Origin of the sequence: Lentzea sp. CC55, assembly GCF_021056325.1 — a bacterium.
GTDB classification, from domain to species: Bacteria; Actinomycetota; Actinomycetes; order Mycobacteriales; family Pseudonocardiaceae; genus Lentzea; species Lentzea jiangxiensis.
Window position 1 is genome coordinate 112367 of the sequence record NZ_JAJCXE010000034.1, and the last position, 22355, is coordinate 134721.

19 protein-coding genes are annotated in these 22355 nt (G+C 73.0%); 11 read left to right on the forward strand and 8 right to left on the reverse strand.

What is annotated here, in order from left to right; translation table 11 throughout:
* From L6E10_RS26190 to L6E10_RS26215, 6 genes are all read left to right on the forward strand, one after another.
* Positions 1 to 318, forward strand: a 318-nt coding sequence (locus L6E10_RS26190; RefSeq protein ID WP_236222352.1) for an STAS domain-containing protein, incomplete at its 5' end; no start/stop codon positions are given.
* Positions 318 to 731, forward strand: a complete 414-nt coding sequence (locus L6E10_RS26195; RefSeq protein ID WP_236222354.1) for an ATP-binding protein — start codon at positions 318 to 320, stop codon at positions 729 to 731. The genes L6E10_RS26190 and L6E10_RS26195, both read left to right, overlap by 1 nt.
* A complete protein-coding gene (locus L6E10_RS26200; protein ID WP_236222431.1) occupies positions 728 to 1753 on the forward strand; it encodes an ATP-binding SpoIIE family protein phosphatase in 1026 nt (341 codons plus the stop codon). Before L6E10_RS26195 ends, L6E10_RS26200 begins: the two co-directional genes overlap by 4 nt.
* Complete coding sequence (locus L6E10_RS26205) at positions 1750 to 3477, forward strand: hybrid sensor histidine kinase/response regulator (protein WP_236222356.1); 1728 nt, start codon at positions 1750 to 1752, stop codon at positions 3475 to 3477. Before L6E10_RS26200 ends, L6E10_RS26205 begins: the two co-directional genes overlap by 4 nt.
* On the forward strand, positions 3474 to 5042 hold the full coding sequence (locus L6E10_RS26210) for a fused response regulator/phosphatase (protein WP_236222358.1): 1569 nt from the start codon (positions 3474 to 3476) through the stop codon (positions 5040 to 5042). Before L6E10_RS26205 ends, L6E10_RS26210 begins: the two co-directional genes overlap by 4 nt.
* Positions 5039 to 5422 (forward strand): ATP-binding protein, encoded by a 384-nt coding sequence (locus L6E10_RS26215; RefSeq protein WP_236222360.1) that lies wholly within the window; start codon positions 5039 to 5041, stop codon positions 5420 to 5422. Before L6E10_RS26210 ends, L6E10_RS26215 begins: the two co-directional genes overlap by 4 nt.
* Positions 5423 to 5762: 340 nt before the next feature.
* Here L6E10_RS26215 and L6E10_RS26220 read toward each other — a convergent pair whose 3' ends face one another.
* Positions 5763 to 8390 (reverse strand): SpoIIE family protein phosphatase, encoded by a 2628-nt coding sequence (locus tag L6E10_RS26220; RefSeq protein ID WP_236222362.1) that lies wholly within the window; start codon positions 8388 to 8390, stop codon positions 5763 to 5765.
* A gap of 250 nt (positions 8391 to 8640) precedes the next feature.
* On the opposite strand from L6E10_RS26220, the gene L6E10_RS26225 reads away from it, so the two are divergent.
* Entirely contained in the window at positions 8641 to 9732 is a 1092-nt protein-coding gene (locus L6E10_RS26225; protein ID WP_236222364.1) for a glycosyltransferase, read from the forward strand.
* Between the two features lie 64 nt (positions 9733 to 9796).
* Here the strand turns inward: L6E10_RS26225 and L6E10_RS26230 are convergent, their stop codons facing one another.
* On the reverse strand, positions 9797 to 11074 hold the full coding sequence (locus L6E10_RS26230) for a sodium:proton antiporter (RefSeq protein ID WP_236222365.1): 1278 nt from the start codon (positions 11072 to 11074) through the stop codon (positions 9797 to 9799).
* Between the two features lie 176 nt (positions 11075 to 11250).
* Here L6E10_RS26230 and L6E10_RS26235 point away from each other — a divergent pair, with 176 nt between their 5' ends.
* Entirely contained in the window at positions 11251 to 12273 is a 1023-nt protein-coding gene (locus tag L6E10_RS26235) for an LLM class flavin-dependent oxidoreductase (RefSeq protein ID WP_236222367.1), read from the forward strand.
* Positions 12274 to 12355: 82 nt separating this feature from the next.
* Here the strand turns inward: L6E10_RS26235 and L6E10_RS26240 are convergent, their stop codons facing one another.
* Positions 12356 to 13312: a pyridoxal-phosphate dependent enzyme gene (locus L6E10_RS26240; RefSeq protein WP_236222369.1), complete on the reverse strand. Its 957-nt coding sequence runs from the start codon at positions 13310 to 13312 to the stop codon at positions 12356 to 12358.
* A gap of 35 nt (positions 13313 to 13347) precedes the next feature.
* The gene (locus L6E10_RS26245; RefSeq protein ID WP_236222371.1) at positions 13348 to 13950 is read right to left on the reverse strand and encodes a TetR/AcrR family transcriptional regulator; all 603 of its coding nucleotides are present in this window, start codon (positions 13948 to 13950) and stop codon (positions 13348 to 13350) included.
* A gap of 105 nt (positions 13951 to 14055) precedes the next feature.
* On the opposite strand from L6E10_RS26245, the gene L6E10_RS26250 reads away from it, so the two are divergent.
* Complete coding sequence (locus L6E10_RS26250) at positions 14056 to 14964, forward strand: DMT family transporter (RefSeq protein WP_236222373.1); 909 nt, start codon at positions 14056 to 14058, stop codon at positions 14962 to 14964.
* On the opposite strand, the gene L6E10_RS26255 is transcribed toward L6E10_RS26250, so the two are convergent.
* The gene (locus L6E10_RS26255) at positions 14961 to 15377 is read right to left on the reverse strand and encodes a DUF3592 domain-containing protein (protein WP_236222374.1); all 417 of its coding nucleotides are present in this window, start codon (positions 15375 to 15377) and stop codon (positions 14961 to 14963) included. The two genes, L6E10_RS26250 and L6E10_RS26255, sit on opposite strands and share 4 nt — an antisense overlap.
* Before the next feature lie 230 nt (positions 15378 to 15607).
* Here L6E10_RS26255 and L6E10_RS26260 point away from each other — a divergent pair, with 230 nt between their 5' ends.
* Positions 15608 to 16870: a GAF domain-containing protein gene (locus L6E10_RS26260; RefSeq protein ID WP_236222376.1), complete on the forward strand. Its 1263-nt coding sequence runs from the start codon at positions 15608 to 15610 to the stop codon at positions 16868 to 16870.
* 196 nt (positions 16871 to 17066) lie between these two features.
* Here L6E10_RS26260 and L6E10_RS26265 read toward each other — a convergent pair whose 3' ends face one another.
* Entirely contained in the window at positions 17067 to 18050 is a 984-nt protein-coding gene (locus tag L6E10_RS26265) for a YafY family protein (protein ID WP_236222378.1), read from the reverse strand.
* 108 nt (positions 18051 to 18158) lie between these two features.
* On the opposite strand from L6E10_RS26265, the gene L6E10_RS26270 reads away from it, so the two are divergent.
* The gene (locus L6E10_RS26270) at positions 18159 to 18620 is read left to right on the forward strand and encodes a VOC family protein (protein WP_236222380.1); all 462 of its coding nucleotides are present in this window, start codon (positions 18159 to 18161) and stop codon (positions 18618 to 18620) included.
* A 36-nt stretch (positions 18621 to 18656) separates the two neighbouring features.
* Here L6E10_RS26270 and rph read toward each other — a convergent pair whose 3' ends face one another.
* Positions 18657 to 21197, reverse strand: coding sequence for a rifamycin-inactivating phosphotransferase (gene rph, locus L6E10_RS26275; protein WP_236222381.1), 2541 nt, complete (start codon positions 21195 to 21197; stop codon positions 18657 to 18659).
* Between the two features lie 142 nt (positions 21198 to 21339).
* Positions 21340 to 22275, reverse strand: coding sequence for a DMT family transporter (locus L6E10_RS26280; RefSeq protein ID WP_236222433.1), 936 nt, complete (start codon positions 22273 to 22275; stop codon positions 21340 to 21342).
* Between the last annotated feature and the right edge of the window lie 80 nt (positions 22276 to 22355).

Here is a 22355-nt window from a genome sequence, read left to right on the forward strand (position 1 = left end):
TCCATCCAGATCGACCTGCAGGACCAGAGCGTGCTGGCCCTGCAGGAAGACCTGGCGGAGAGGATCAGCGCGACCGGCGCGCACGGCGTGGTCATCGACATCTCCGCGGTGGAGATCGTCGACTCGTTCATCGGCCGGATGTTCGCCACGATCGCGTCGATCTCGCGGCTGTTCGACGCCGACACCGTCGTGGTGGGCATGCGTCCGGCCGTAGCGATCACGCTGGTGGAACTGGGTCTCACGCTCGGTGGCGTGCGCACGGCGCTGAACCTCGAACGCGGCATGAAGATCCTGGAGCAAGTCCGGCGGGACGCCTGATGCCGCCCCGGTCCGACGGCCCGGAGGAGCTGTCGATCGCCGGCGACGACGACGTGGTGCGCGTGCGCCAGCTCGTGCGCACGTACGCGCAGCAGACGAAGCTGTCGCTGGTCGACCAGACGAAGCTGGTCACCGCGGCCAGCGAGCTCGCCCGCAACACGCTGATCTACGGCGGCGGGGGCTTCGCCCGCGTCGAGGAGGTCAGCGACGGACGGCGCGCCGGCGTCCGCGCGTCGTTCCACGACGAGGGTCCCGGAATCCCCGACCTGACGCTCGCCCTGGCCGACGGCTGGAGCAGCGGGAGCGGCCTCGGCCTCGGGCTGAGCGGCGCCCGCCGCCTGGTCGACCAGTTCGACCTCGACACCGAGGTCGGCCGCGGCACGGTGGTGACGGTGGTCAAGTGGAAGAGATGACCGCGACCTGCCTGCCGCTGGTGCGCGACGAGGCCTGGCTGCCGGTCGAGGAGACCGCCCACGTGGGCAGGGTGCGGCGGACGGCCACGGCGCTCGCCGAACGGCTCGGGTTCTCCGAGTCGCGCGCCGCCGAGGTGGGTCTCGCGGTCACCGAGATCGGGACGAACCTCCACAAGCACGCCCGGCAGGGCGTCGTGCTGGTCAGGTCCGTGCGCGGTGAGCAGGACGCGGCGGTCGAGGTCCTGGCGGTGGACCGCGGCCCCGGCATCGGCGACCAGGCCCTGGCGTGGCAGGACGGGCACTCCACCGCCGGCACGCTGGGCGTGGGGCTCGGCACGGTGCGCCGGCTCGCGTCGAGCTGCGCCATGACGTCCCGACTGGGCGAGGGGACGGCGCTGGTCGCGCGATTCGCGTCCCGGGCGGGGTGGGCACCCGACTGGGGCGTGGAAAGCGCCGCCGGGGTGACCAGGCCGATCAAGAACGAGGACGTGTGCGGTGACGCGTACGCGGTGTGCCGCAGCTCCGACCGGCTGACGCTCATGATGTGCGACGGCTCGGGCCACGGACCGCTGGCGGCCGCGGCGTCCGACACGGCCGTGCGGTACTTCCAGGCGAACGCGTCCCTGCCGGCGGACCAGATGGTCACGCGGCTGCACGCGGCGTTGCGGGGCACCCGCGGCGGAGCGGTGGCGGTCGCCGACATCGACCTGGTCGCACGGACGGTGCGCTACTGCGGACTCGGCAACATCGCCGCCGCGGTGCTGGCGGACGGGCGCAAGCAGGGCATGATCTCGGTGCCGGGCGTGGCAGGCCACCAGGCGCGCACGATCCGGACGTTCGACTACGCGCTGCCGGACCGCGCGGTGGTGGTCATGCACTCCGACGGCCTCACCGAGCGCTGGGGCGTCGACCACGGCAGCGACCTGGCCAACGACCCGCCTGTGCTGATCGCGGCGACGCTGCTGCGGGAGGCCGGTGTCCGCAACGACGACGCCTGCGTGCTCGTGGCCAGACCGACATGACGACGACCGAGCTGCTGCGCCTGGTGATCGGCGACGAGCGGGACGTGTTCCTGCTGCGTCAGCGCGGTCGCCAGGTCGCGGCCGCCGTCGGGCTCGACGGGCAGAACCAGGTCCGCGTGGCGACCGCGCTGAGCGACATCGGCCGGGACCTGGTGCGGCAGGACGTGAGCACGACCGCGGTCTTCCGGCTGCGGCGCACCCGTCCCTCCGCGCTGCTCGTGGAACTGTCCTGGCAGGCCGGGGTGACGGCGTCCGGACCCGGCTGGGACACCGCGACCAGGTTGATGGACGAGCTCGTCGTGACGGCGAGCGGCGCGACGCTGGTGAAGAACGTGCACCACGTGGTCGCACCGGACGAGAACCTCCTCCGGGACCTGCGCGAGGACAGCGGCACCAGTGCGCTCGACGAGCTGCGCACCCAGAACCAGGAGCTCCTGGAGACCCTCGAGAACCTGGAGGCGAAGAGCAAGGAGCTCGAACGCCTCAACGACGAGCTCGAGGAGACCAACCGCGGCGTCGTCGCGCTCTACCAGGAGCTGTCCGGCGAGCTGGAGCAGACCAACCAGGGCGTCGTGGCCCTGTACGCGGAGCTGGACGCGAAGTCCGCCGAGCTGCGGGACGCCGCGGCCGCGCGCATCCGGTTCTGGTCCAACATCAGCCACGAGCTGCGCGCGCCGATCAACTCCGTGGTCGGCCTGACCCGGTTGCTCGCGGCTCCCGGCGGCGACCCCCTGACCACCGACCAGCGCCACCACGTCGACCTGATCAACGAGTCCGCGGCGACGTTGCTCGCGCTGGTCAACGAGCTGCTCGACACCGCCAAGGCCGAGTCGGGCAGCCTGCGGCCCCGGATGGCGCCCGTCGCGCTCGACTACGTGATCACCCAGCTGCGCTCGGCCGTGCGGCCGATGCTGCGCTCCGGCGACGTGAGCCTGGTCGTGGACGCGATCCCGGAACTGCCGTCGCTGGTCACCGACGAGACGATGCTCGTGCGGATCCTGCGCAACGTGCTGTCCAACGCGGTCAAGTTCACCAAGCGCGGCGAGATCCGCTTCACCGCGGAGAAGGGGCCCGGCCCGGACGAGATCCGGTTCGTGGTCAGCGACACCGGCATCGGCATCCCGCCCGAGGAGCAGAGCCGGGTGTTCGAGGAGTTCTACCAGGTGCCGAACGCGTTGCAGGTCGGGGCGAGCGGCACCGGGCTCGGCCTGTCGTACGCGCGCAAGCTCGCCGAGATCCTCGGCGGCACGCTGGTGCTGAGCAGCACCCCCGGCGTCGGCACCGAGGTCGTGCTGACCCTGCCGACCGCGAAGGACGAGTTCGTCCAGCCGGCGCCCGTCGCGTGCGCGCTGATCGCGGACGGCGACGAGAAGGCCCGCGCGCGGCTGCGCGACGCGGTGCGCGACATCGCCTCCGAGGTCGTCGAGGCCGAGGACGGCCGCACCGCCCTGAACCTCGCGAAGGCCCGGCGGCCGGACCTGGTCGTGGTGAGCGCGAGCGCGCCCGTGATGAGCGGCAGCGCCGTGCTGTCCGTGCTGCGCCTCGACCCGGACCTGCGGACGGTGCCCGTCGTCGTCGTGTCCGGCGACGACCCCGGTGGCCTCGCCCGCAGCGTGCACAGCCTCGGGGCCGCGATGGTGCACGAGTCGCGGATCTCCCCCGAAACGGTGGGCCGCGCGATCAGGGACGCCCAGCTCACCGCTCGCAGAACGGAGGGCCGATGAACCCGTCAGCCATGGGGGGCGGACCGGCCAGGGTTCTCGTCGTCGACGACCTGGAGGCGAGCCGGTTCATCGCGTCCAGCTGGTTGCGCCGCAGCGGGCACACGGTCGTGGAGGCGACCACCGCGGCAGAAGCTCTCACGGCGCTGGGGTCCCAGTCGTTCGACCTCGTCCTGCTGGACGTGCACCTGCCCGACATGAGCGGCTACGACGTCACCGAGAGGATCAAGGCCGACCCGCGCACGAGTTCGATCCCGGTCGTGATGCTCTCCGCGACCTACATCGAACCCGAGGACAAGGTCACCGGCCTCACCAGGGGAGCGGACGCCTACCTCACCGAGCCCGTCGACCCCGGCGAGCTGCTGGCCAACGTCGAGGCCGCGCTGCGCTACCACCGCGCCCGCGCGCTCGCCGAGCACCTCGCCGTCCGGCTCACCCGGCTCACCACGGCGACGTTCGCCATCAACGCCGCGACGACGTTCGAGGGCCTGGCCGAGGCCGCCTCGATCGGGGCGGCGGACGTGCTCGACGCGGAGGCCACGGCCGTCCTGACCAACCCGGACGGCGTCGTCTGCGTCGCGACGTTCGGCGTGCGTCAGCCGGGGGCCCGGCTCCGCCCCGGCAACGCCGACGTCGAGCAGTGGATGACGTCGCACAACCCCGGCGTCGGCGTCACGGTGGTGGAGGCCGACTCGGTGCCGTGGCACGCGGCGGTCCCGGCCGTGGCGGCGCTGGCCCGCACGAAGCTGCGCAGGCCACCCATCGGCATCGCGGTGTCGCCGTGGGCCGTGGTCAGCGACGCCGACCGCAACCTCCTGCGCCAGCTCGCCCAGGCGACGGCACTCGCGGCGGAGGGCCTGCTGACGTTCGCCGAGGAGCACTCGCTGGCGCTGACGCTGCAACGCAGCCTGTTGCCCCGCGAGCTGCCGCACAACGCCGACCTGCCGATGACGGTCCGGTACGTGCCCGCGTCGAGCAACGCCGAGATCGGCGGCGACTTCTACGACGTGATCGAGCTCGACGGCCGCATGCTGATCGCCATCGGCGACGTCTGCGGCCACTCCATCGAGGCCGCCACGGTGATGGCCGAGGTGCGCCACACCCTGCGCGCCTACGCCGTCGAGGGCCACCGCCCCGCCGAGATCCTCCGCAGGGTCGACACGCTGCTCGAACGCTTCCACCCGACCGGCGGCCTCACCACGATGTGCCTGCTGCTGGTCGACCTGGAGGCGGGCACGATGGCCGTCGCGAACGCGGGCCACGTGCCACCGCTGATCGCCGACGAGGACGGCGCCCGCTACAGCACGGTCAAGGGCCCGCTGCTCGGCATCGGCCTGGACCGCCCCGAGGCCACCGAACTGCCGTTGCCGCGCGGCACCACCGTCCTGCTCACCACCGACGGCCTCGTCGAACGCCCCGGCATCGACTTGGATGAGGGAATGGAGAGGCTGCGCGCCGCCGTCTCGCACGACGACGACATGGACGACCTCGCCGACCGCCTGCTGGCCGAGCTCGGCCAGGGCAAGCAGGACGACATCGCCCTGCTCGTGCTGCGTCGGCGCGCGTGACGCCCCCCGTCGTGGACGTGCCGGTGCGGCCGGGCATGTCGATGTCGCGGCTGAGGCACGACCTCACCACCGCCTTGGCGGACGTCGGTGAAGACCACCTCTACGACGTGCAGCTCGTGGTCACCGAGCTCGTGTCGAACGTCCTCGACCACACCCCGGGCACCGGGTGCCTGCGGATCGTGCACCACCGCGACCCGTGCGTGGTGGAGGTGGAGGTGGAGGACGAGTCGCCGATCGAGCCGGTGTACGGCCGGTCCCGGCTGGGGGAGCACCGGGGACGGGGGATCATGGTGGTGGACACCATCTCGCGGCGGTGGGGGTACCGGGTGCGGGCCGGTGGGGGCAAGACGGTGTTCGCGCTGGTGGAGTGCACGGGCTGAGTGCAGCGGCGGGCGGCGGGCGGCGGGCGTTGCTTGCGGCGCCTGGGGCTCTCAGTCGTGCCGGATCACGGTTCGGTTGCGCGCGGGCTGACTGCCGGGTGCGGTGGCCGGTGGGCGTTGCCGTTGCTTGCGGTGCCTTCGCCGGGTCCTGTTCCCGGTCGTGCCGGACCACGCCTCGGTCGTGCGCGGGCTGACTGCCGGTAGGCGTTGTCGTTGCTTGCGGCGCCTCGGACTTTCAGTCGTGCCGGACCACGCCTCGGTCGTGCGCGGGCTGACTGCCGGTGGGCGTTGCCGTCGCGTGCGGTACCTCCGCCGGCTCCCAGCCGCGCCGGACCACGGCTCAGTCGCGCGTCGTGTGGGCGAGCCCCGACAGCTCCAGGATGCGGGCCGGAGCCCCTCCCGCCACCAGCGTCAGCTCCCGCCCCCGTCCTCTCGCGGCCGCCATCGCCTGCAGCAGCAGCGCCACCCCGGAGCTGCTGAGGTACCGCAGCCCCGTGAGGTCGACCTCCACCGGTCGCGGGTCGGCCACGTCGATCCGGCTCAGCAGCGGTGAGCGCAGCTCGTCGACCGTGGCGATGTCGAGGTCGCCGGTGAGCAGGACGACCTGCGCGCGTTCGTGCGGGACGTCGGTCAGGCCGGTGGCCGTGGCGGGTGGGACCGGGCGCTTGGCGGCCGCCGGGGTGGCCGGTGGGGTGGTGGCGGGGACGTGGAAGTGGATGGTGGTGCCCCGCTCGCCCGCGTCCAGGTCGACCTCGTCGCTGAGCGCGCGGATCATGGTCAGACCCCGGCCGCGGTCGCCCTTGTCGGCCGGCTGGGGGCGCCAGTGGCCCTGGTCGGCGATCGTGACGCGCACGCCGCGGCCCGACCACTCCAGGCTCGTGTCGAAGGTGCCGCCGCCGTGGGGGTAGGCGTGGTCGACGACGTTCGCGGCTGCCTCGCCGATGGCGAGTTCGAGGTCGTACACCGCGTCGTCGGACAGGCCCGCGGCCTCCGCCCAGGCCGTGGCGGTCCGCCGGAGCGCCGACAGCTCCGAGGCCGAGGCGGGCAGGTGGCGGTGCAGCGGCGCGGGCAGGTGGCGTGCCACCACCAGTGCCACGTCGTCCGACTGGCCTTCCGCCAGCAACGCGTCGAGGACGAGCTGGACCAGTGCCTCGGGAGGCAGGGCCGCGGCGGCGTCCACGGCCGAGGTGAGCCTGCGGACACCCTCGTCCACCACCTCGTCGCGGCGTTCGACCAGGCCGTCGGTGTAGAGCACGACCGAGGCGCCCGGTGGCAGCGGCGCGGAGTGTTGTGGGTGCGCCGCAACGGATCCCGCACCGAGGACGGGGCCCGTCCTCCCGGTCAGCGTGCGGGCTCCCGAGCCGTCGACGACCACGGGTGGCGGATGGCCCGCCGACGCCCAGCAGAGCTCGCCCGAGCTCCAGTCGAAGACGCAGCACGCACACGTGCTGCCCACCGCGCCGTTGATGCGCCTCGCGAAGACGTCCAGGCGTTGCAACGACTCCGCGGGCGAGTGGCCGTCGAGGAGGTAGCCGGCGAGCGCGCTGCGCAGCTGGCCCATGACCGCCGCGGCGGCCGGCCCCTTGCCGACGACGTCACCGACCGTCAGGCCGACGCGCGTGCCGCCGAGCGGCACGACCTCGTACCAGTCGCCGCCGATCTGGGAGTGCCGCGTGGCGGGCAGGTACCGCGCGGCGCACGTGAGCCTCGGCAGCGACGGGAGCCCGCGGGGCAGCAGGCCTTCCTGCAACGCCGCCGCGATCTCGTGCTCGCGCTGCAGCAGCAGTTCGCGCTCGGCCTCGGCGCGCTGCCGCTCGGTGACGTCCCTGCCGATCGCCTGCAGGCCCGCCGGGGTCGCCTGCGTGCTGAGCTCGAGCGCGACCTCGCTGCCGTCGGCGCGGCGCATCGTCACGACCTGGGACACCGACAGGTCGGCGGGCAGGCCGTCGACGAGCAGCCGGGCGATCCCGGTGCCGACGAGCTCGTCCGCCTCGTACCCGAGCAGGTGGCCGGTCGCCGGGTTGACCGACACGAACCGCAGGTCGTGGTCCAGCAGCCAGATCGCGTCCGTGGCGCGTTCGACGAGCTGGCGGTGGCGCTGCTCGCTGTCGCGCAACGCCCGGTCGGCGTGCGTGCGCTGCATCCACTCCCAGCACCGGTTCACCACCACGGACACCAGGTCGATCTCGGCCCGCGTCCAGTGCCGGACACCGGCCTGGTGCACCGCCATCGCGGCCACGAACCGGCCGCCGCGCAGCAGGGGCAGGCAGATCACGGCGCGGATGCCCGTCTCGCGGTAGGCGGCCAGGTCCTCGGCGCCGAGCCGTTCGTCGTTCAGCGCGTCGTCCACGACCCACGGCTCACCCGCGCGCATGGCCTTCAGGGCGCCGTCGCCGAACGCCCGCATCGCGAACCGGCCCGGCAGCGGCGGCAGACCGGTGGCGTGGTCACCGCTCATGACGAAGTGGTTCTCGTCGGCCTCGGTGCGGGCGTAGGCGCAGCGGTCGACGTCCAGGTGCTCGCCCAGCAGCCTCGTGGCGAGCGACATGAGGTCTTCGGCGTCGTCGAGCAGCTGCGACTCGCGGTCGAGCAGGTCGAGGAACCGCTGCCGCTCGTCCGCCGCCTGTTGTGCGGTCACGTCGATCAGCACGCCGCTGCGCCGCGTGCCGTGCACCCGAGCCTTCTCGAGCAGCCACACGAGCTCACCGGTGGCCGTGGTGACGCGGTAGACCTTCTCGTAGTCGACGTCCGAGCCCCAGCGCAGCCGCAGGGTCTCCTCGCGGTCGTTCGCGTGCGTGATCTCCGCCCAGAAGCCGGGGTCGTCGAGCCAGCGCCGCGCCGGGTGCCCGAGGAGGCGCTCGACCGTGCCGGACAGGTACGTCAGCGCACGGCTGCGCGACTCGCCCTGCCAGACGACCACGGGGAGGTCGTCCACCAGCGCGGTCAGCTCGTGTTCCGCTTCGTTCATGTACCCGCGGCCTCCGGACGGGGTGGAGTCCACGACGCCGGCTGTTTGACGCCCTTCACCGCATCGTACGTGCACCCGACCGGTCGGCCCCGGCCCGCCTGATCTGCGGGCACCGGGGCGGTGGGCTACGGTCGGAGGTGGGTTCAACCCGCAGCCCTCCGTCCCGGCGCCGCCGTGCGGACAGGGAGGTGCTGCCGTGCACATCGCCGGTCGGCCGTGCTTCCGCCGTTCGTGAGCAGGAAGCAGACAGATGAAGATCTCCATGGTGCTCGCCGCCGGAAACCCGCACGTCGCGGACCTCTCAGCGGCTCTCATCGCGGTGGGCCACGAGGTCACCGTCCACAGCAGCGACGCCCTCGAAACCCCGGCCGACGGCCGGGAGCCCTACCTGGGCGACTACGTCGACGCCCTGCGCGCCGAGTGGGACAGCGCGCCGCCGGACCTGGTGCACGCGCACCACTGGCGTCCCGGCCTCGCCGCGGTGCTCGCCGCGCAACGGGCGGGCCTGCCGGTCGTGCAGTCGCTGCACGGTTGCGGCCGGCGGACCGACGTCGGACGGCTGCTGGGCCGGGAGTCGGCGCTGGTGCTGGCGAGCTGCGAGCAGGAGATGCTCGACCTGGCCGCCGCGGGGGTCCCGCGCTCGCGGATCTCGGTCGTCGCCCGGGGCGTCGACGTCGACCTGTTCAAGCCGCACGGCCCGGTCTTCGCGCGCAGCGGCCTGCGCCGCGTCGTCACGGTCGTGGACCCGTCGTCGGACAGCGGGGTGGCCGGCCTCGTCGCCGTGCTGCCGCGGCTGAAGGACGCCGAACTGGTCGTCGCCGGACCGATGCCGCCCGCCGCGGCGGACGTCCTGCGCGGTCGGGCGCGCAGGCTCGGCGTGGAGGAACGCGTACGGCTGCTGGGACCCGTGGCGCGTGCGGACATGCCCGCGTTGCTGAGGTCGGCGGACCTCGTGGCCTGCGTGCCGGACCGGGCGTCGTGGGACGTCTGGCCGTTGGAGGCGATGGCGTGCGGCGTGCCGGTGGTGGCCACCGACGTCGGAGGGCTCACCGACGCGGTGATCGACGGCGTGACGGGCCTCCTCGTGCCCGTGGGCGACCTCAAGCAGCTGATCAGGAGACTGCGGCTGCTCCTCGACGACGACACTCTCAGGACGTCGCTGAGCATCGCGGCGGTGGACAGGGTCGACGCCCGCCACACCTGGCCGGACGTGGCGCGCGGGGTGGACCGGCTCTACCGGCTCCTGCTCGACCCGCCGCAGCCCGTGCGTCCCCGCTCCTCCAGGAGGAGCGCGGGCGGAGCACCGGCGGCGGCGCAGACCGACGAGAACTGCACGACCTGACCGGCCGGGTCGCCTGACCGGCCAGATCGCCTGACCGGACAGCGCCACCGCGCCCCGGCCGGGGTCAGACCGGGGTCTGGGCGGCGTTGTCCGCGCCGCCCTCCTGCCGCCGCTTGCGGTCGAGCAGCCACATGACGGGTGACGCGGACAGGCCGTGGACGAGGACGGACCCGACGACGACCAGCCCCACGATCCGCCAGATCGTGTCGTGGTCCGCGAACTGGCCCTCCTGCAGCGCGTAGGTCACGTAGAACAGAGAACCGACACCGCGGACGCCGAAGAACGCGATGACCGTGCGTTCCCGCGGCCCCGTGCATCCCTTCAACAGCCCGATCCACCCCGCCAGCGGCCGCACGACCAGCACGACGGCCGCGGCGACGGCGATCTCGCGCCAGTTCGCCCCGGCGAGCAGCCCGGTGGCCGCGGCGCCGCCGAGCAGGAAGACGATCAGGACGGTGAGCATCCGCTCGGCCTGTTCGACGTAGCGGTGCAGGACCTGGTGGTAGCCGTGGTGCCGTTCCGCCGCCCTGATCGTGCAGGCGGCCACGAAGACCGCGACGAACCCGTAGCCCTCAAGCAGTTCGGTGACGCCGTACGCGAGGAACGTCGCCGCCAGTGCCACGAACCCCTCGGCGTGCTCGGCGAGGCGGAACTTCTCCGACGGCGCGGAGAAGAACAGCTTGCCCAGCAACCAGCCGATGCCCACGCCGATCGCGAGACCGCAGGCGAGCCGCCAGACGACGTCCACCCCGAGCCAGTGCCCGAGCCACGCCGACGGCGCCGCGCCCGCGACGCTGATCGCGATGGCGGCGTAGGTGAACGGGAACGCCAGCCCGTCGTTCAGCCCCGCCTCCGAGGTGAGCGCGAACCGGGCCTCGTCCTCGTCCTGGTCCGGGTTCTCGGCGGGTTCGGCGACCTGCACCTCGCTGGCGAGAACCGGGTCGGTGGGCGCGAGCGCCGCCGCCACGAGCACGGAAGACGCGACTCCGAGCCCGAGCGCGCCCCACCCGAGCAGTCCGACGGCGAGCATCGACAACGGCATCGTGATCGCGAGCAGGCGCCACGTGCTGGCCCAGCGGCGCAGCCCCGGCGGCCGGTTGAGCGCGAGACCGGCACCCATCAGCGAGATGATCACGCAGATCTCGGTGAGGTGCAGCAGCACCGTGCCGTGCTCGTCGGGATCGGGGGAGGGCAGCGCGTCGACGACCGTGAACGTGAGGGCTCCCGCGCCGAGGAAGAGCATCGGCATCGACACCGGAGCGCGGGCCAGCAGCCGGGGCAGGAGGGCGGCGGCCAGGGTCGCGAGCCCCGCGCCGGTGTACAGCAGGGAGCCAGGATCCACTGTCGGCCTTCCGCGTCGTCGGTGAACGGACGTGATACCCGTGCCGTAGCTGCGCAAACCGCGACGCGACGGGCGTCACGCCGGGCGTGACGGCCGGTCCGCCCGCGCGGAATGCCCTGAGTGGATCAGGCGTTGACAGGGCTGGACCAACTACAGGGACGGACGTACCGCACGGCATGAAGAAGATCGGTTTTCTCTCGTTCGGGCACTGGTCGGACAGCCCGCATTCGCAGACGAGGACGGCGGCGGACACGTTGCTGCAGTCCATCGACCTCGCGGTGGCAGCCGAGGAGCTGGGCGCGGACGGCGCCTACTTCCGCGTGCACCACTTCGCGAGGCAGCTCGCGTCGCCGTTCCCGCTGCTCGCGGCCGTCGGCGCCAAGACCGAGCGCATCGAGGTCGGCACCGGCGTGATCGACATGCGGTACGAGAACCCGATGTACATGGCGGAGGACGCCGGGTCCGCCGACCTCATCGCCGGCGGCAGGCTGCAGCTCGGCATCTCGCGGGGATCGCCCGAGCAGGTCGTCGACGGCTGGCGCTACTTCGGCTACCAGCCCGCCGAGGGCCAGACCGACGCCGACATGGCCCGCGGCCACACCGAGGTGTTGCTGAAGGTGCTGGAGGGCGGCGGGTTCGCCCAGCCGAACCCGCGGCCGATGTTCCCGAACCCGCCGGGACTCCTGCGGATCGAGCCGCACGCGCCGGGCCTGCGCGACCGCATCTGGTGGGGCGCCGGCTCCAACGGCACCGCGGTGTGGGCGGCCGAGCAGGGCATGAACCTGATGAGCTCCACCCTGAAGTTCGACGAGGGCGGCGCGCCGTTCCACGTCCAGCAGGCCGACCAGATCCGGGCGTTCCGCAAGGCCTGGACCGAGGCGGGCTGGGAGCGCGAGCCGCGGGTGTCGGTGTCGCGCAGCATCTTCGCCATCACCACGGACCTCGACGACGCCTACTTCGGCGGCGACGGCGAGAGCCGCGACAGCGTCGGGTTCATCGACGGCCCGAACAAGGCGATCTTCGGCCGTTCCTACGCCGCCGAACCGGACGTGCTGGTGGAGCAGCTGGCCGAGGACGAGGCGATCGCCGAGGCCGACACGCTGCTGCTGACCGTGCCGAACCAGCTCGGCGTCGAGTACAACGCGCACGTCCTGGAGAACATCCTCGTGCACGTCGCCCCGGCTCTCGGCTGGCGCTGAGGGGGCGCGGTTGTCGGAATGTTGACATTCCGACAAGTCGTTCCGGCTGCCCGGCGCCCGAGTGGTGCCGGGCAGCGGCGTTTCAGGCGTCCGCCCACTTCACGACGTCGGCGACGGCCGCGTTCCCGCCGCACACCACGATTCCCAGCCGCGCGCCTCCGCCGACGCGGTCGAGCACGGTCCGGGCGGCCGGCACCAGACATCCGGCAGCGGGCTCGGCCCACACCTTCTGCCGCTCCGCCAGCGCGATCGACCCCCGCGCCGCCTCCGCGTCCGAGACCGTCAGGACGTCCTCGAGCAGCGCGACGGCGTGGTCGTACGTCAGCTGGGACACGTGCGGCGCCGACAGCGTCGACACGACCGACGTCGGCGTGATCTCCACGGGACCGCCCGCGTCCAGCGCCCGCCGCATCGCGTCGGCGCCCTCGGTCTCGACACCCCACACGCGCACACCGGGCACGAGCGCCCGGAACGCCGTCGCCACCCCCGCCGCGAGCCCGCCCCCGCCGATGCTGACCAGCACGTCGGTGACGTCCGGCGCGTCCTGCGCGAACTCCAGTCCCACGGTGCCCTGCGCGGCCGCCACAACGGGGTCGTCGTAGGGGTGCACCAGCGTCGCACCCGCCTCCACCAGCTCGCGGAGCAGCTCGAACGCCGCCGCCAACCCGTCCGTGAGGCGCACGTCCGCTCCCGCCGCACGAGCGAGCTCGACCGACCGGGCGGGTGCCGACGAGGGCATCACGACCGTCGCCGCCACCCCCAGCTCACCCGCGACGTCGGCCAGCGCGATCCCGTGGTTGCCGCCGCTCACCCCGACCACACCCGCCGCCCGCGCCTCGTCGGACAGGGAGAGGATCTTCGCGAACGCACCGCGCGCCTTGAAGGAACCGCTGCGCTGCAACAGTTCCAGCTTCACGGTCGTCGGCACGCCCAGCAACGCCGACAGGCCGGGAGAGGGCAGGGCGGGCGTGCGCAGCACCCGTCCGTCGATCGCTTCGGCGGCGGCTCGGACGTCGCCGACGGTCAGCAGTTCAGCCACGTCGTCACCCTAATCCGAGCGGCCCGGGGTGGCGGTCACGGGCGCAGCAGTCGTTCGCTGAGCCAGGCGAGAGATGCCGTGATCTGCTGCTGGGTCAGGCCTCGGCGCCGCTGTTCCTGGTAGACCTCGGGCGCCAGCGGGGCCAGCAGGACCTCCAGCAGCGCGTCCGGGTCCGGGGCGTCGGCGAGCAGCGTTCGGACATGCGTGCGCCAGAAGCCGTAGGCGCCGGTGGCGAACCTCGCGTCTCCTGTTTCCGCGCCCAGCACGAGGTGCAGGTGGCGTTCCAGCAGGTCTGTCATGGCCGCGTAGAACGCCGCCAGCCGTTCCGCGGCCGGTGCGCCGGGGCCCAGGGGCGGCGGGCCGGTCAGGAGTTGTTGCTGGAGCCGGCGTTCGTGTTCGTCGAGCAGCGCGGCGGCCACCGAGGACGGGTCGGGGTAGCGGCGGTAGAGGGTGGCGCGGCCCACGCCGGCGGCTCGGGCGATCTCGTCCATCGTGACCTGGCGGGCGTCCTTGCCCGCGAACAGCTTTTCGGCCGCTGCCAGCACCTTCGCGCGGTTGCGGGCGGCGTCGGCGCGTTCCCTGGGCGGCGGTGGGCCCGTCGTGACCTCGTGCAGGGTCTCGTCGCCGGTGTCGACCATGAGCGGGATCCTACGGCAATGAAGTGGACGTCATGTCCGCTTACCTCCTAGGCTGGCGGACGAATATGGACACGTTGTCCGCTTATGGGGGTTTCCGTATATCTCGTGCTGTTGGCGTCCGCGTTGCTGGCCGGTGGTTTGCTGGCGGTGCAGGCGTCGGTGAACCTGCAGTTGAACAAGGCGGTGGGTACGCCCTATGGCGCGTCCACGGTGCAGCTCGGCGTCGCCACCGCGGTGCTGGCCGTGCTCGCGGTGGCGGTGGGCTCGACCGCGGCCGTGGCGCTGGTGCCGCACGTTGAGCCGTGGCACCTGCTGGGCGGGCTGGCCAGTCCGCTCTACATCACCAGCGGCATCCTGCTGTTCCCGCGGCTCGGGGCGCTCGCGACCGTCGGGCTCTTCGTGACGGGGCAGATGTTCGCGTCGTTCGTGCTGGACCTGGTGGGGCTGCTCGGTGTTCCGCGGCAGCCGTTCTCGGGTGGCGCGGTCATCGGGGCCCTGGCGGTGCTCGCGGGCATCACGGTGATCATCCGCGCGCAGGCGGCCGGGCCGGTGCGGAGGACCGGTGCGGGCTGGATCCTGCTCGGGGTGGTCGCGGGGGCGGCGCTTCCGGTGCAGGGCGCGGTGAACGCCGCGCTGCGCGGTGACCTGGGTGCGCCGATCGCCGTCGCTCTCGTCAGTTTCACCGTGGCGACGCTGACGATCTCGGCCGTGCTCCTGGTGATGCGCGCATCCGGTCGCACGCCGGCGCCGCGACTGGCGCCGTTGGGGGACATGCCGTGGTGGGGGTGGCTCGGCGGGCTGTGCGCGGCGGCCTACGTCACCGCGACGTTCCTGCTCCTGCCGGAGATCGGCGCGGCCACCACGGTCGTGCTCACGGTCACGGGGCAGCAGGTCGCCTCCGCGGTGATCGACCACCGGGGCTCCTTCCGGATGCCGCGCAGGCCGCTCACCGCCGTTCGCCTCGCCGGGCTCTCACTGCTCGTCGCCGGCTCGCTGCTCGTGCAGCTCACCTAGTCGCGCCGGCGCGGGGGAGTCCACGCGACGACGCTCGCGAACAACGCTCCGAGTGCCACCACGCCGAACATGACGCCCGCGACCCGGTGCGCCTGGTCGTTGTCGGCCAGGGCGGCGTCGGCCACCCGGCCCTCCCGGAGGTCGTACCGGACCGTCACCCGCTCGCCGGGCAGGCGGGCCGGGCCGTTCTCCGGCAGCGTCGCGACCTGCTTCGAGCCGTCCGGGAGGGGGTACTCGACCTTGACCGAGACGCTCTTGCCGGACTTCAGCCGTTCCCGCACCACCCCCTCGGTGCCGGCCCACGACCGCTGCTCGGCCGAGTTCTGGAGCACGACCACCACGCCCAGGACGGCACCCACCAGCACGGCACCGGCCACGAACCGGCCCGTGCGCGACTTCAACGTCTTCGCCACCACGCCTCCTCCGCAGAGGAGATCGTCGGGAGGAGCGGGAACGTCACAGCTGCGAGGACCGCCTACCGCGGCGGCGAAGTCGTCCGGTCGCGGATCCGTCAAGCGGGGTGACCTTCTCGTTGCGTACCATTCTTCGCACCGCCCGCGCGGCGGGAGGAGCAGACGGCGTCCGAGGTTCAGCAGCGTGCCCGGGACGCATGGCGGGAGGGCGCGCCGTGAGCGTTTTTGACATGCACGAGCCGCAAGGTTCCGTGGCGGTCGAGCAGGACGACCTGCGGGCCCTTTTCGGGCAGTCCGCGGCCGTCTACGCGGCGTTCGTGGGGCCGGAGCACGTTCTGGAGACGGCCAACCCGGCGTTCCACGCCGCTGTGGGGGAAGAGCGCGCTCTGCTCGGTCGTGCCGTGGCGGAGGTGCTGCCCGAACTGGGCGACCAGGGGTTCGTCGCGCTGCTGAACCAGGTGTACCGGAGCGGTGAGCCGAGCACGGGGCGTGACGTGCGGGTCTTGCTGGGCACCGGGCCGCACGCGCGGGAGGCGTTCTTCGACCTCACCTGCGAGCCGCGCCGCGATCGTGACGGCGGCGTGGCCGGGGTGCGCGTGATCGGCGTGGAGACCACGCAGGTCAAACACGCACAACGGCTGATGGCCGAGCACCGCGCGTTGCTGGAGCAGATCGCGCGCCAGGCGCCGCTGACCGAGGTGCTCGACGGGATGGCCCGGTGCATCGAGGAACTGACGCCCGACGAGATCCTCGTGTCGGTCCTGCTCGCCGACGCCGACGGACGGCACCTGCGGCACGGCGCCGCGCCCAGCCTGCCCGACTTCTACAACGAGGCCATCGACGGCATCGCCACCGGGGAGGGCGTCGGTTCCTGCGGCACGGCCGCGCACCGGCGGGAACCGGTGATCGCCACCGACATCGCCACCGACCCGTTCTGGGACGACTTCCGCCCGCTGGCCGAACGCGCCGGGCTCGGTGCCTGCTGGTCCACGCCGATCCTGGCGCGCGACGGGGCGCTCCTGGGCACGTTCGCCATGTACCACCGGACCGCGCGGGCCCCGCAGGAGGCGGACCTCGCGCTGGCCAGGCTCTTCGCCGACACCGCGGCCCTCGCCGTCGAACGCCACCGCAGCGAGGTGGCGCAGAGCGAGGCGGAGGCACGTGCGGAAGCGGCGCGCAGGGCGCTGGCGGAAGCCGTGCGCGCGGAACGGGAGCTGCGTGCCGAAGCCGAACGACGCGCCGACGCCGCCGCGGAGCTCAACGCCCAGATGCGGGCCGCGGCGGCCGCGCAGGCGAACGCGCCGCACCCCGAGCACTGCCAGCTGGGCGGGACGGCCGGGTGCGCCGCGGCGGCGGAGATCAAGGTGGCCGACTCGTGGGGCGACTCGGCGTGGGGGTGTCCCGCGCACGTCGAGGAGGCGTTGATCCACGTGCGGTCGGTGTTCATCGCGGGGGAGGAGATGGGCGGGCTGGCCGCCTACCTCCACCGCTGAGCGGTGGTCTGGGCCGCGCGAATGCCTCGCACAGCGAGGGCCGCAAGGGCACGTGCCGTGCGGCGAACGGGTGGGGCGGCGCGCAACGCACAGCACCGACAGCCCGTCGGCAGGAGTGGCGCGGTGCGCGGCGACAGCAACCGTGCGGCGACGGCGACCGTGCGGCGCGCGGCAACCGCGCGGTGCGGCGGCCCGTCTACTCCGAACGCTGTCCGGCCGCGCGAGCGGCACGGCCCGCCAGGTCGGCGAACGCCTCGCGCAGCGCGGGCGGCCCGACCACCTCCACCTCGGTGTCGAAGCGCGCGAGCCTGGCGGCGAGCGCTGCCCACGACCACGAGCCGGTCACCAGCCGCGTCCGGCCGGGACCGGCGTCCTCCGCCGTGTCGCCGCCGGTGAAAGGCGCCACGTCGGCGAGCGGCAGGTGCAGGACCACCTCGCCCCGGCACGGCCAGGCGCCGGTCTCCGAGCCCTTGAAGCGGGCCGACAGGAACGCGGCCACGTCACCGCCGGGCACCTCGCGCGGGGTGAAGCGCGGGCCGTTCGGCACGCGCAGGGTCATGCGGTCGGCTCGGTAGGTGCGCCAGTCCTGGCGGTCCGGGCTCCAGCCGACGAGGTACCAGCGGCCCGACCGGACGACGAGGTGGTGCGGCTGCACCCGGCGGGGTGGCTGCTCGGGCGACGGAGGGCGGCCGGGTGCGTCGTAGTCGAACCGCAGTTCCTCGCGGGCGCGGACGGCGGTGCTCAGCGCCATCAGCAGGTCGGTGTCCACCTGCGGGCCGCGGCCGGCCGGCTCCACCTCCAGCGCGTCGATGCGGGCGCGCAGCCGGGCCGGCATGACCTGGCGGACGGTGGCGAGGGCTCGGGCGGCGGCCTCCTCGATGCCCGCTCCCGTGCCCACGGCGATCCTCAGCGCGACGGCCAGGGCCACGGCCTGGTCTTCGTCGAACAGCAGGGGCGGCACCTGGCTGCCCGCTTCCAGCCGGTAGCCGCCGTCGGGGCCCTTCACGGCGTGGACGAGGTAGCCGAGCTCGCGGAGGCGGTCCACGTCGCGGCGCACGGTGCGTTCGCTGACGCCGAGCCGGTCGGCGAGCAGGAGACCCGGCCAGTCGCGGCGGACCTGCAGCAGCGACAGCAGCGACAGCAGGCGGGCCGAGGTGGTCGTCGAGGTGGCGATCGGCATGGTTTCACCCTCTCACGAGTAGCGGACGTTCCCTGTCCGGTACTGCTGACAAAGTCGTGTTCATCGCCGGAGACCTCCGGCGGCGGAACGAACCGAAGGACCGAGAAGATGTCGCTCAACGCTGTTGCCCACCTGAACTTCCGCGGCCAGGCGCGGGAGGCGCTCGAGTTCTACCGTTCGGTCTTCGGCGGGCAGCTCAACGTCATCACGTATGGAGACTTCGGGATGCCCGCCGAGGTGCCGGGTGCGGCCGGCGTGGTGTTCGGCGAGGTCGTCGCCGAGAACGGGTTCCGCGTCATGGCCTACGACGTGCCGGGCGCGGGCGAGCCGGTCGCGCCCGGCGCGCCGACCACGCGCAGGGAGAACGGCACCACCGTCACCGAGGAGCCGTTCTTCCTGTCCGTGCGCGGGGAGACCGCCGACGAGGTCGCGCCGGTCTGGAAGGGCCTCGCCGAGGGCGGCATGGTGATCGAGGAGTTCGCGGCGAGCCAGTGGTCTCCCGGGTTCGGGATGCTCGCCGACAGGTTCGGCGTCACCTGGATCGTGGACGTCGCGGTCGCCCGCGCCTGAGCCCGGTGGGGGTGGGATGCCGCGGGCATCCCACCCTCAGTCGAGGATCTCGACGTAGCCGTCGGTGCCGTTCACGCGGATGCGCTGACCGTCCCGGATGGACCGGGTGGCGCCCTCGACGCCCACGACCGCGGGCAGGCCGTACTCCCGCGCGACCACGGCGCCGTGGGTCATCAGGCCGCCCACCTCCGTCACCACGCCCGCGGCCGCCACGAACAACGGCGACCAACTGGGGTCCGTGTGCGCGGTGACCAGGACGTCACCCGGTTCGAGGCCGGCCTGGGTCATGTCCAGCACGACCCTGGCGCGGCCCTCGACGGTGCCACCGGACACCGCGAGCCCGACCAGGGCACCGGCGGGCAGGTCCTCGCGCCGGTACGTGCCCGAGATGGCCTCGCCATCCGACGTGAGCACCCGCGGGGGCGTGAGCGACTCGTGGGACGCGAACTCCTCCCTGCGCCGGCGGATCAGGGCGGAGTCGGCCCGAGAGGTCCGCGCCACCTCGTGGAACTCCTGGAACGTCAGGAAGAAGGCGTCCTCCGGCGTGTCGAGCACTCCGGCGCGCGTGAGGCGTGAGGCCTCCTCCAGCAACGCCTTCCTGTAAGCGAAGTAGCGGCTGACCATGCCGTACTTGGGGTACTCGCGGTATCCGATGAACGTCCGCAGGCGGTCGACCACCCGCTTGGTCTCGGCGGCCTTCTCCTCGCCGCCGGGCAGCACCCGCAGGCGCTCCAGGACCTCCTGCTCCTTCTTCCACGCCTCCTGCCGCCCCTGCTCGAAGCGGCGCTCACCGGCGCCCTGCTCGAAGTTCCGGACGTTGGTGAGGATCAGCGGCACGAGAGCGGCCGGACGCTCGCTCCACCGCTGCCTGGTGATGTCGATCTCGCCGACGCACCGCATGCCGTATCGCGCGAGATAGCCCTCGATCGCGTCACGCGCCTGCCGTCCGCCGGGCACGCGCGGCAGCTCCTCGAGGAAGTCGTCCCCGGCCTTCTCCAGCAACGCCACGACCTCCGGGTGCGGGCGGACGGCATCGGCGACGTCGAGGAGCGCCAGCCCCATCTCGGAGGTCACGTTGTGGGGAGCGGACAGCGACAGCGCGTCGGCGGCGTTCTTCTCGCCTAGCCACTCCCGCAGGTTCTCGTTCAGCCACCACGTCGCCTGCATCCCGGCCGTGATCACCTGGCTGCCGCGCGGGTCGAACAGCAGCCGGCGCAACTCCCGCAGGTCGGCGAGGACGAACTCGAAGAGCTCCGGTCCGGACCTGCCGCGGATCTCCCGGCGGAGCGCGGCCACGGACGCCTCGGTGGCGCCGATCAGCTCGGTGACGATGTCCGGATCGGTGTCGATCGTCGCCGGCGCGGCACCGGCGATCAGCGGCACGTCCTCGTCGGTCCGGGCAGCGGGGAGGAAGTCCTCGCGGCCGAGGACCGTCCGGATCGCGTCGTCCATCAACGGGTCGGACCTGCCGATCACGTCCAGGAAACCGGCACGGCTGGACGGCGTGGTCAGGATCGGGGTCACGTCCACGAACAACCGCCCGCCCACCACCGTCATCGGCCGGGGCGTCGTGAGCTGCCAGACGGACAGGCCCAGCGGCTTCATCGCGTCGGTCATCATCTGCTGGTGCCCGACGGACACGTAGACGTGGTTCTCGCCGTCGTCGGTCTCGGGCACGGGGAACAGCGTGGTGATCGGCCGGCTCTGCACCACCCGGAAGCCGCTGCCGTCGAGGCACCACTCGACGTCCTGCGGCCGGCCGAAGTGCGCCTCGATCCGCCGCCCGAGCCGGACGAGTTCCAGCACCTGCTCGTCCGTCAGAGCCGGTTCCCGCTGCCGTCCGGGAGCGACCGCCTCCTCGCGCGTGCCCCCGCCGGCAGCGGCGTGCAGTGCGGTCTCCTTGGCGGCGATGGACTTCTGCGCGATTCCGGTGTCCGCGACCTGGTAGACGTCCGCGTTCACCAGACCGGAGACGAACGCCTCCCCGAGGCCGAACGTCGCCTCGACGCAGGCGAGTTTCCGGTTCGACGTCGCCGGGTCGGCGGTGAAGAGCACCCCGGCCGCGTGCGGGAAGACCATCCGCTGCACGACGACGGCCATCTCGGCCCGGCGGTGGTCGATCCCGTTGCGCTCCCGGTAGGACACGGCCCGTTCGGTGAACAGCGACGCCCAGCACCAGCGGACGTGCTCCAGGACCGCGTCCGTTCCGACGACGTTGAGGTAGGTGTCCTGCTGGCCCGCGAACGACGCCGCCGGCAGGTCCTCGGCCGTGGCGCTCGACCGGACGGCGAACGCGGTCCCGCCGGGGAACCCCGCCACCGCCGCGGTGATCTCCTCGGCGACGTCGGCCGGGATCGTCACGCCCTCGAGCCGCGACCGGACCGCCTTCGCGTCGAAGTCCGCCCCGATCGAAGACGGGTCGAGAACCCGCCGGAACGCGTCGGTCGTCACGCAGAACCCCGCCGGGACGTCGATGCCGCCGATCCGCGTGAGCTCCCCGAGGTTCGCCGCTTTGCCACCGCACAGCGCCACCCGGGTGCCGTCGATGTCGCCCAGGCCCAGCACGAAACTGCCCATCTGCGTCTTCCCCCTGTTCGCAGGCTTCGGCCGCAGAGTGTGGAGCACGACCGGGGTCTTGCCGCAAGACCCCGGTTGCGCTATAAGTTGGACGTGGCGGGGAGAGGTGATCTCCTCGCTTTCGTCGTTTTCGCGGTGGGGGTCAGGCGGCGCCGACCGCGACCGCGGGCTCCTCCACCTCCGGCCGCTCGGCCCTGACCGACGCGATGCCCGCGAGGATCAGCAGGCCACCGGCGAGTTGCAGCGGGGAGAGCTCCTCACCCAGCAGGACCCATGCGAACAGCGACGCCGAGACGACCTCCAGCAGCGCGATGAACGACGCCACCCGCGAGCCGAGGATCCCGGAGGCGGTGATGCCGGACGCGTAGGCGAGCGCGGTGCCGACGACCGCGACCACGAGCAGCGGCACCCACCAGGCCGTGGTGGTGCCCAGCAGCGGCAGGTCGTCGAACGTGGCGGTGAACGGCAGCAGGCCCAGCGCGCCGACCAGCGCCAGCACGGGCGCGGCCAGCAGCAGGCCCGCACCGGCGAGCGCGACCGGGGGAAGGCCGTTGTTGGGGCGTGCGGCGATCACGAAGTAGACGGCGCACCCGATGGCGGCACCGAACGCGGCGGCGAGGCCGACCGGGTCCACGGCCCGGATCGCACCGGGCCCGATCACGAGCACGAGACCGCCGACCGCGAGCACCGAGCCGACCAGCACCACGGGCGCGGGCGTCCTCCTGCTGACCGCCCACGTGAACCCGACCAGCAGCAGCGGCGCGAGGAACTCGATCAGCAGCGCGGTCGCCACCGGGATCCGCTGGATGGCGGCGAAGTACAGCACCTGCGTGACCGCCACGCCGGCCAACCCCATGCCCAGCACCGGCCACCGCGCCTGCCACAGCACGGTCCACTTGCCGCGCAACGAGAACAGGACGAACGGCAGCAGCACGAGTCCCGCGGTGAGCGCGCGGGCCGTCACGGCGGCGGTCGGCGACCAGCCCGCCTCCAGCAGCGGTTTGACGAACGCCCCGGAGGTGCCGAACGAGAGGAACGAGATCGTGGCCGCGACCAAGCCGGCCGACTTCGACGCCATTCCCACGGTCTGCCTCCCGGCCTCGACGCTGTCATGGACTAACCTGTCCGTCACCCCTGACGCTAGGCGCGTCCGAGTGA

Excerpts from the sequence above, each read along its gene's own strand:
- L6E10_RS26225 (WP_236222364.1), top strand. The coding sequence starts at position 8,641 with ATGAAGATCTCCATGGTGCTCGCCGCCGGAAACCCGCACGTCGCGGAC.
- L6E10_RS26235 (WP_236222367.1), top strand. The coding sequence starts at position 11,251 with ATGAAGAAGATCGGTTTTCTCTCGTTCGGGCACTGGTCGGACAGCCCG.
- L6E10_RS26200 (WP_236222431.1), top strand. The coding sequence starts at position 728 with ATGACCGCGACCTGCCTGCCGCTGGTGCGCGACGAGGCCTGGCTGCCG.
- L6E10_RS26205 (WP_236222356.1), top strand. The coding sequence starts at position 1,750 with ATGACGACGACCGAGCTGCTGCGCCTGGTGATCGGCGACGAGCGGGAC.
- L6E10_RS26210 (WP_236222358.1), top strand. The coding sequence starts at position 3,474 with ATGAACCCGTCAGCCATGGGGGGCGGACCGGCCAGGGTTCTCGTCGTC.
- L6E10_RS26280 (WP_236222433.1), bottom strand. The coding sequence starts at position 22,275 with ATGGCGTCGAAGTCGGCCGGCTTGGTCGCGGCCACGATCTCGTTCCTC.
- L6E10_RS26220 (WP_236222362.1), bottom strand. The coding sequence starts at position 8,390 with ATGAACGAAGCGGAACACGAGCTGACCGCGCTGGTGGACGACCTCCCC.
- L6E10_RS26270 (WP_236222380.1), top strand. The coding sequence starts at position 18,159 with ATGTCGCTCAACGCTGTTGCCCACCTGAACTTCCGCGGCCAGGCGCGG.
- L6E10_RS26195 (WP_236222354.1), top strand. The coding sequence starts at position 318 with ATGCCGCCCCGGTCCGACGGCCCGGAGGAGCTGTCGATCGCCGGCGAC.
- rph (WP_236222381.1), bottom strand. The coding sequence starts at position 21,197 with ATGGGCAGTTTCGTGCTGGGCCTGGGCGACATCGACGGCACCCGGGTG.
- L6E10_RS26260 (WP_236222376.1), top strand. The coding sequence starts at position 15,608 with ATGCACGAGCCGCAAGGTTCCGTGGCGGTCGAGCAGGACGACCTGCGG.
- L6E10_RS26265 (WP_236222378.1), bottom strand. The coding sequence starts at position 18,050 with ATGCCGATCGCCACCTCGACGACCACCTCGGCCCGCCTGCTGTCGCTG.
- L6E10_RS26245 (WP_236222371.1), bottom strand. The coding sequence starts at position 13,950 with ATGGTCGACACCGGCGACGAGACCCTGCACGAGGTCACGACGGGCCCA.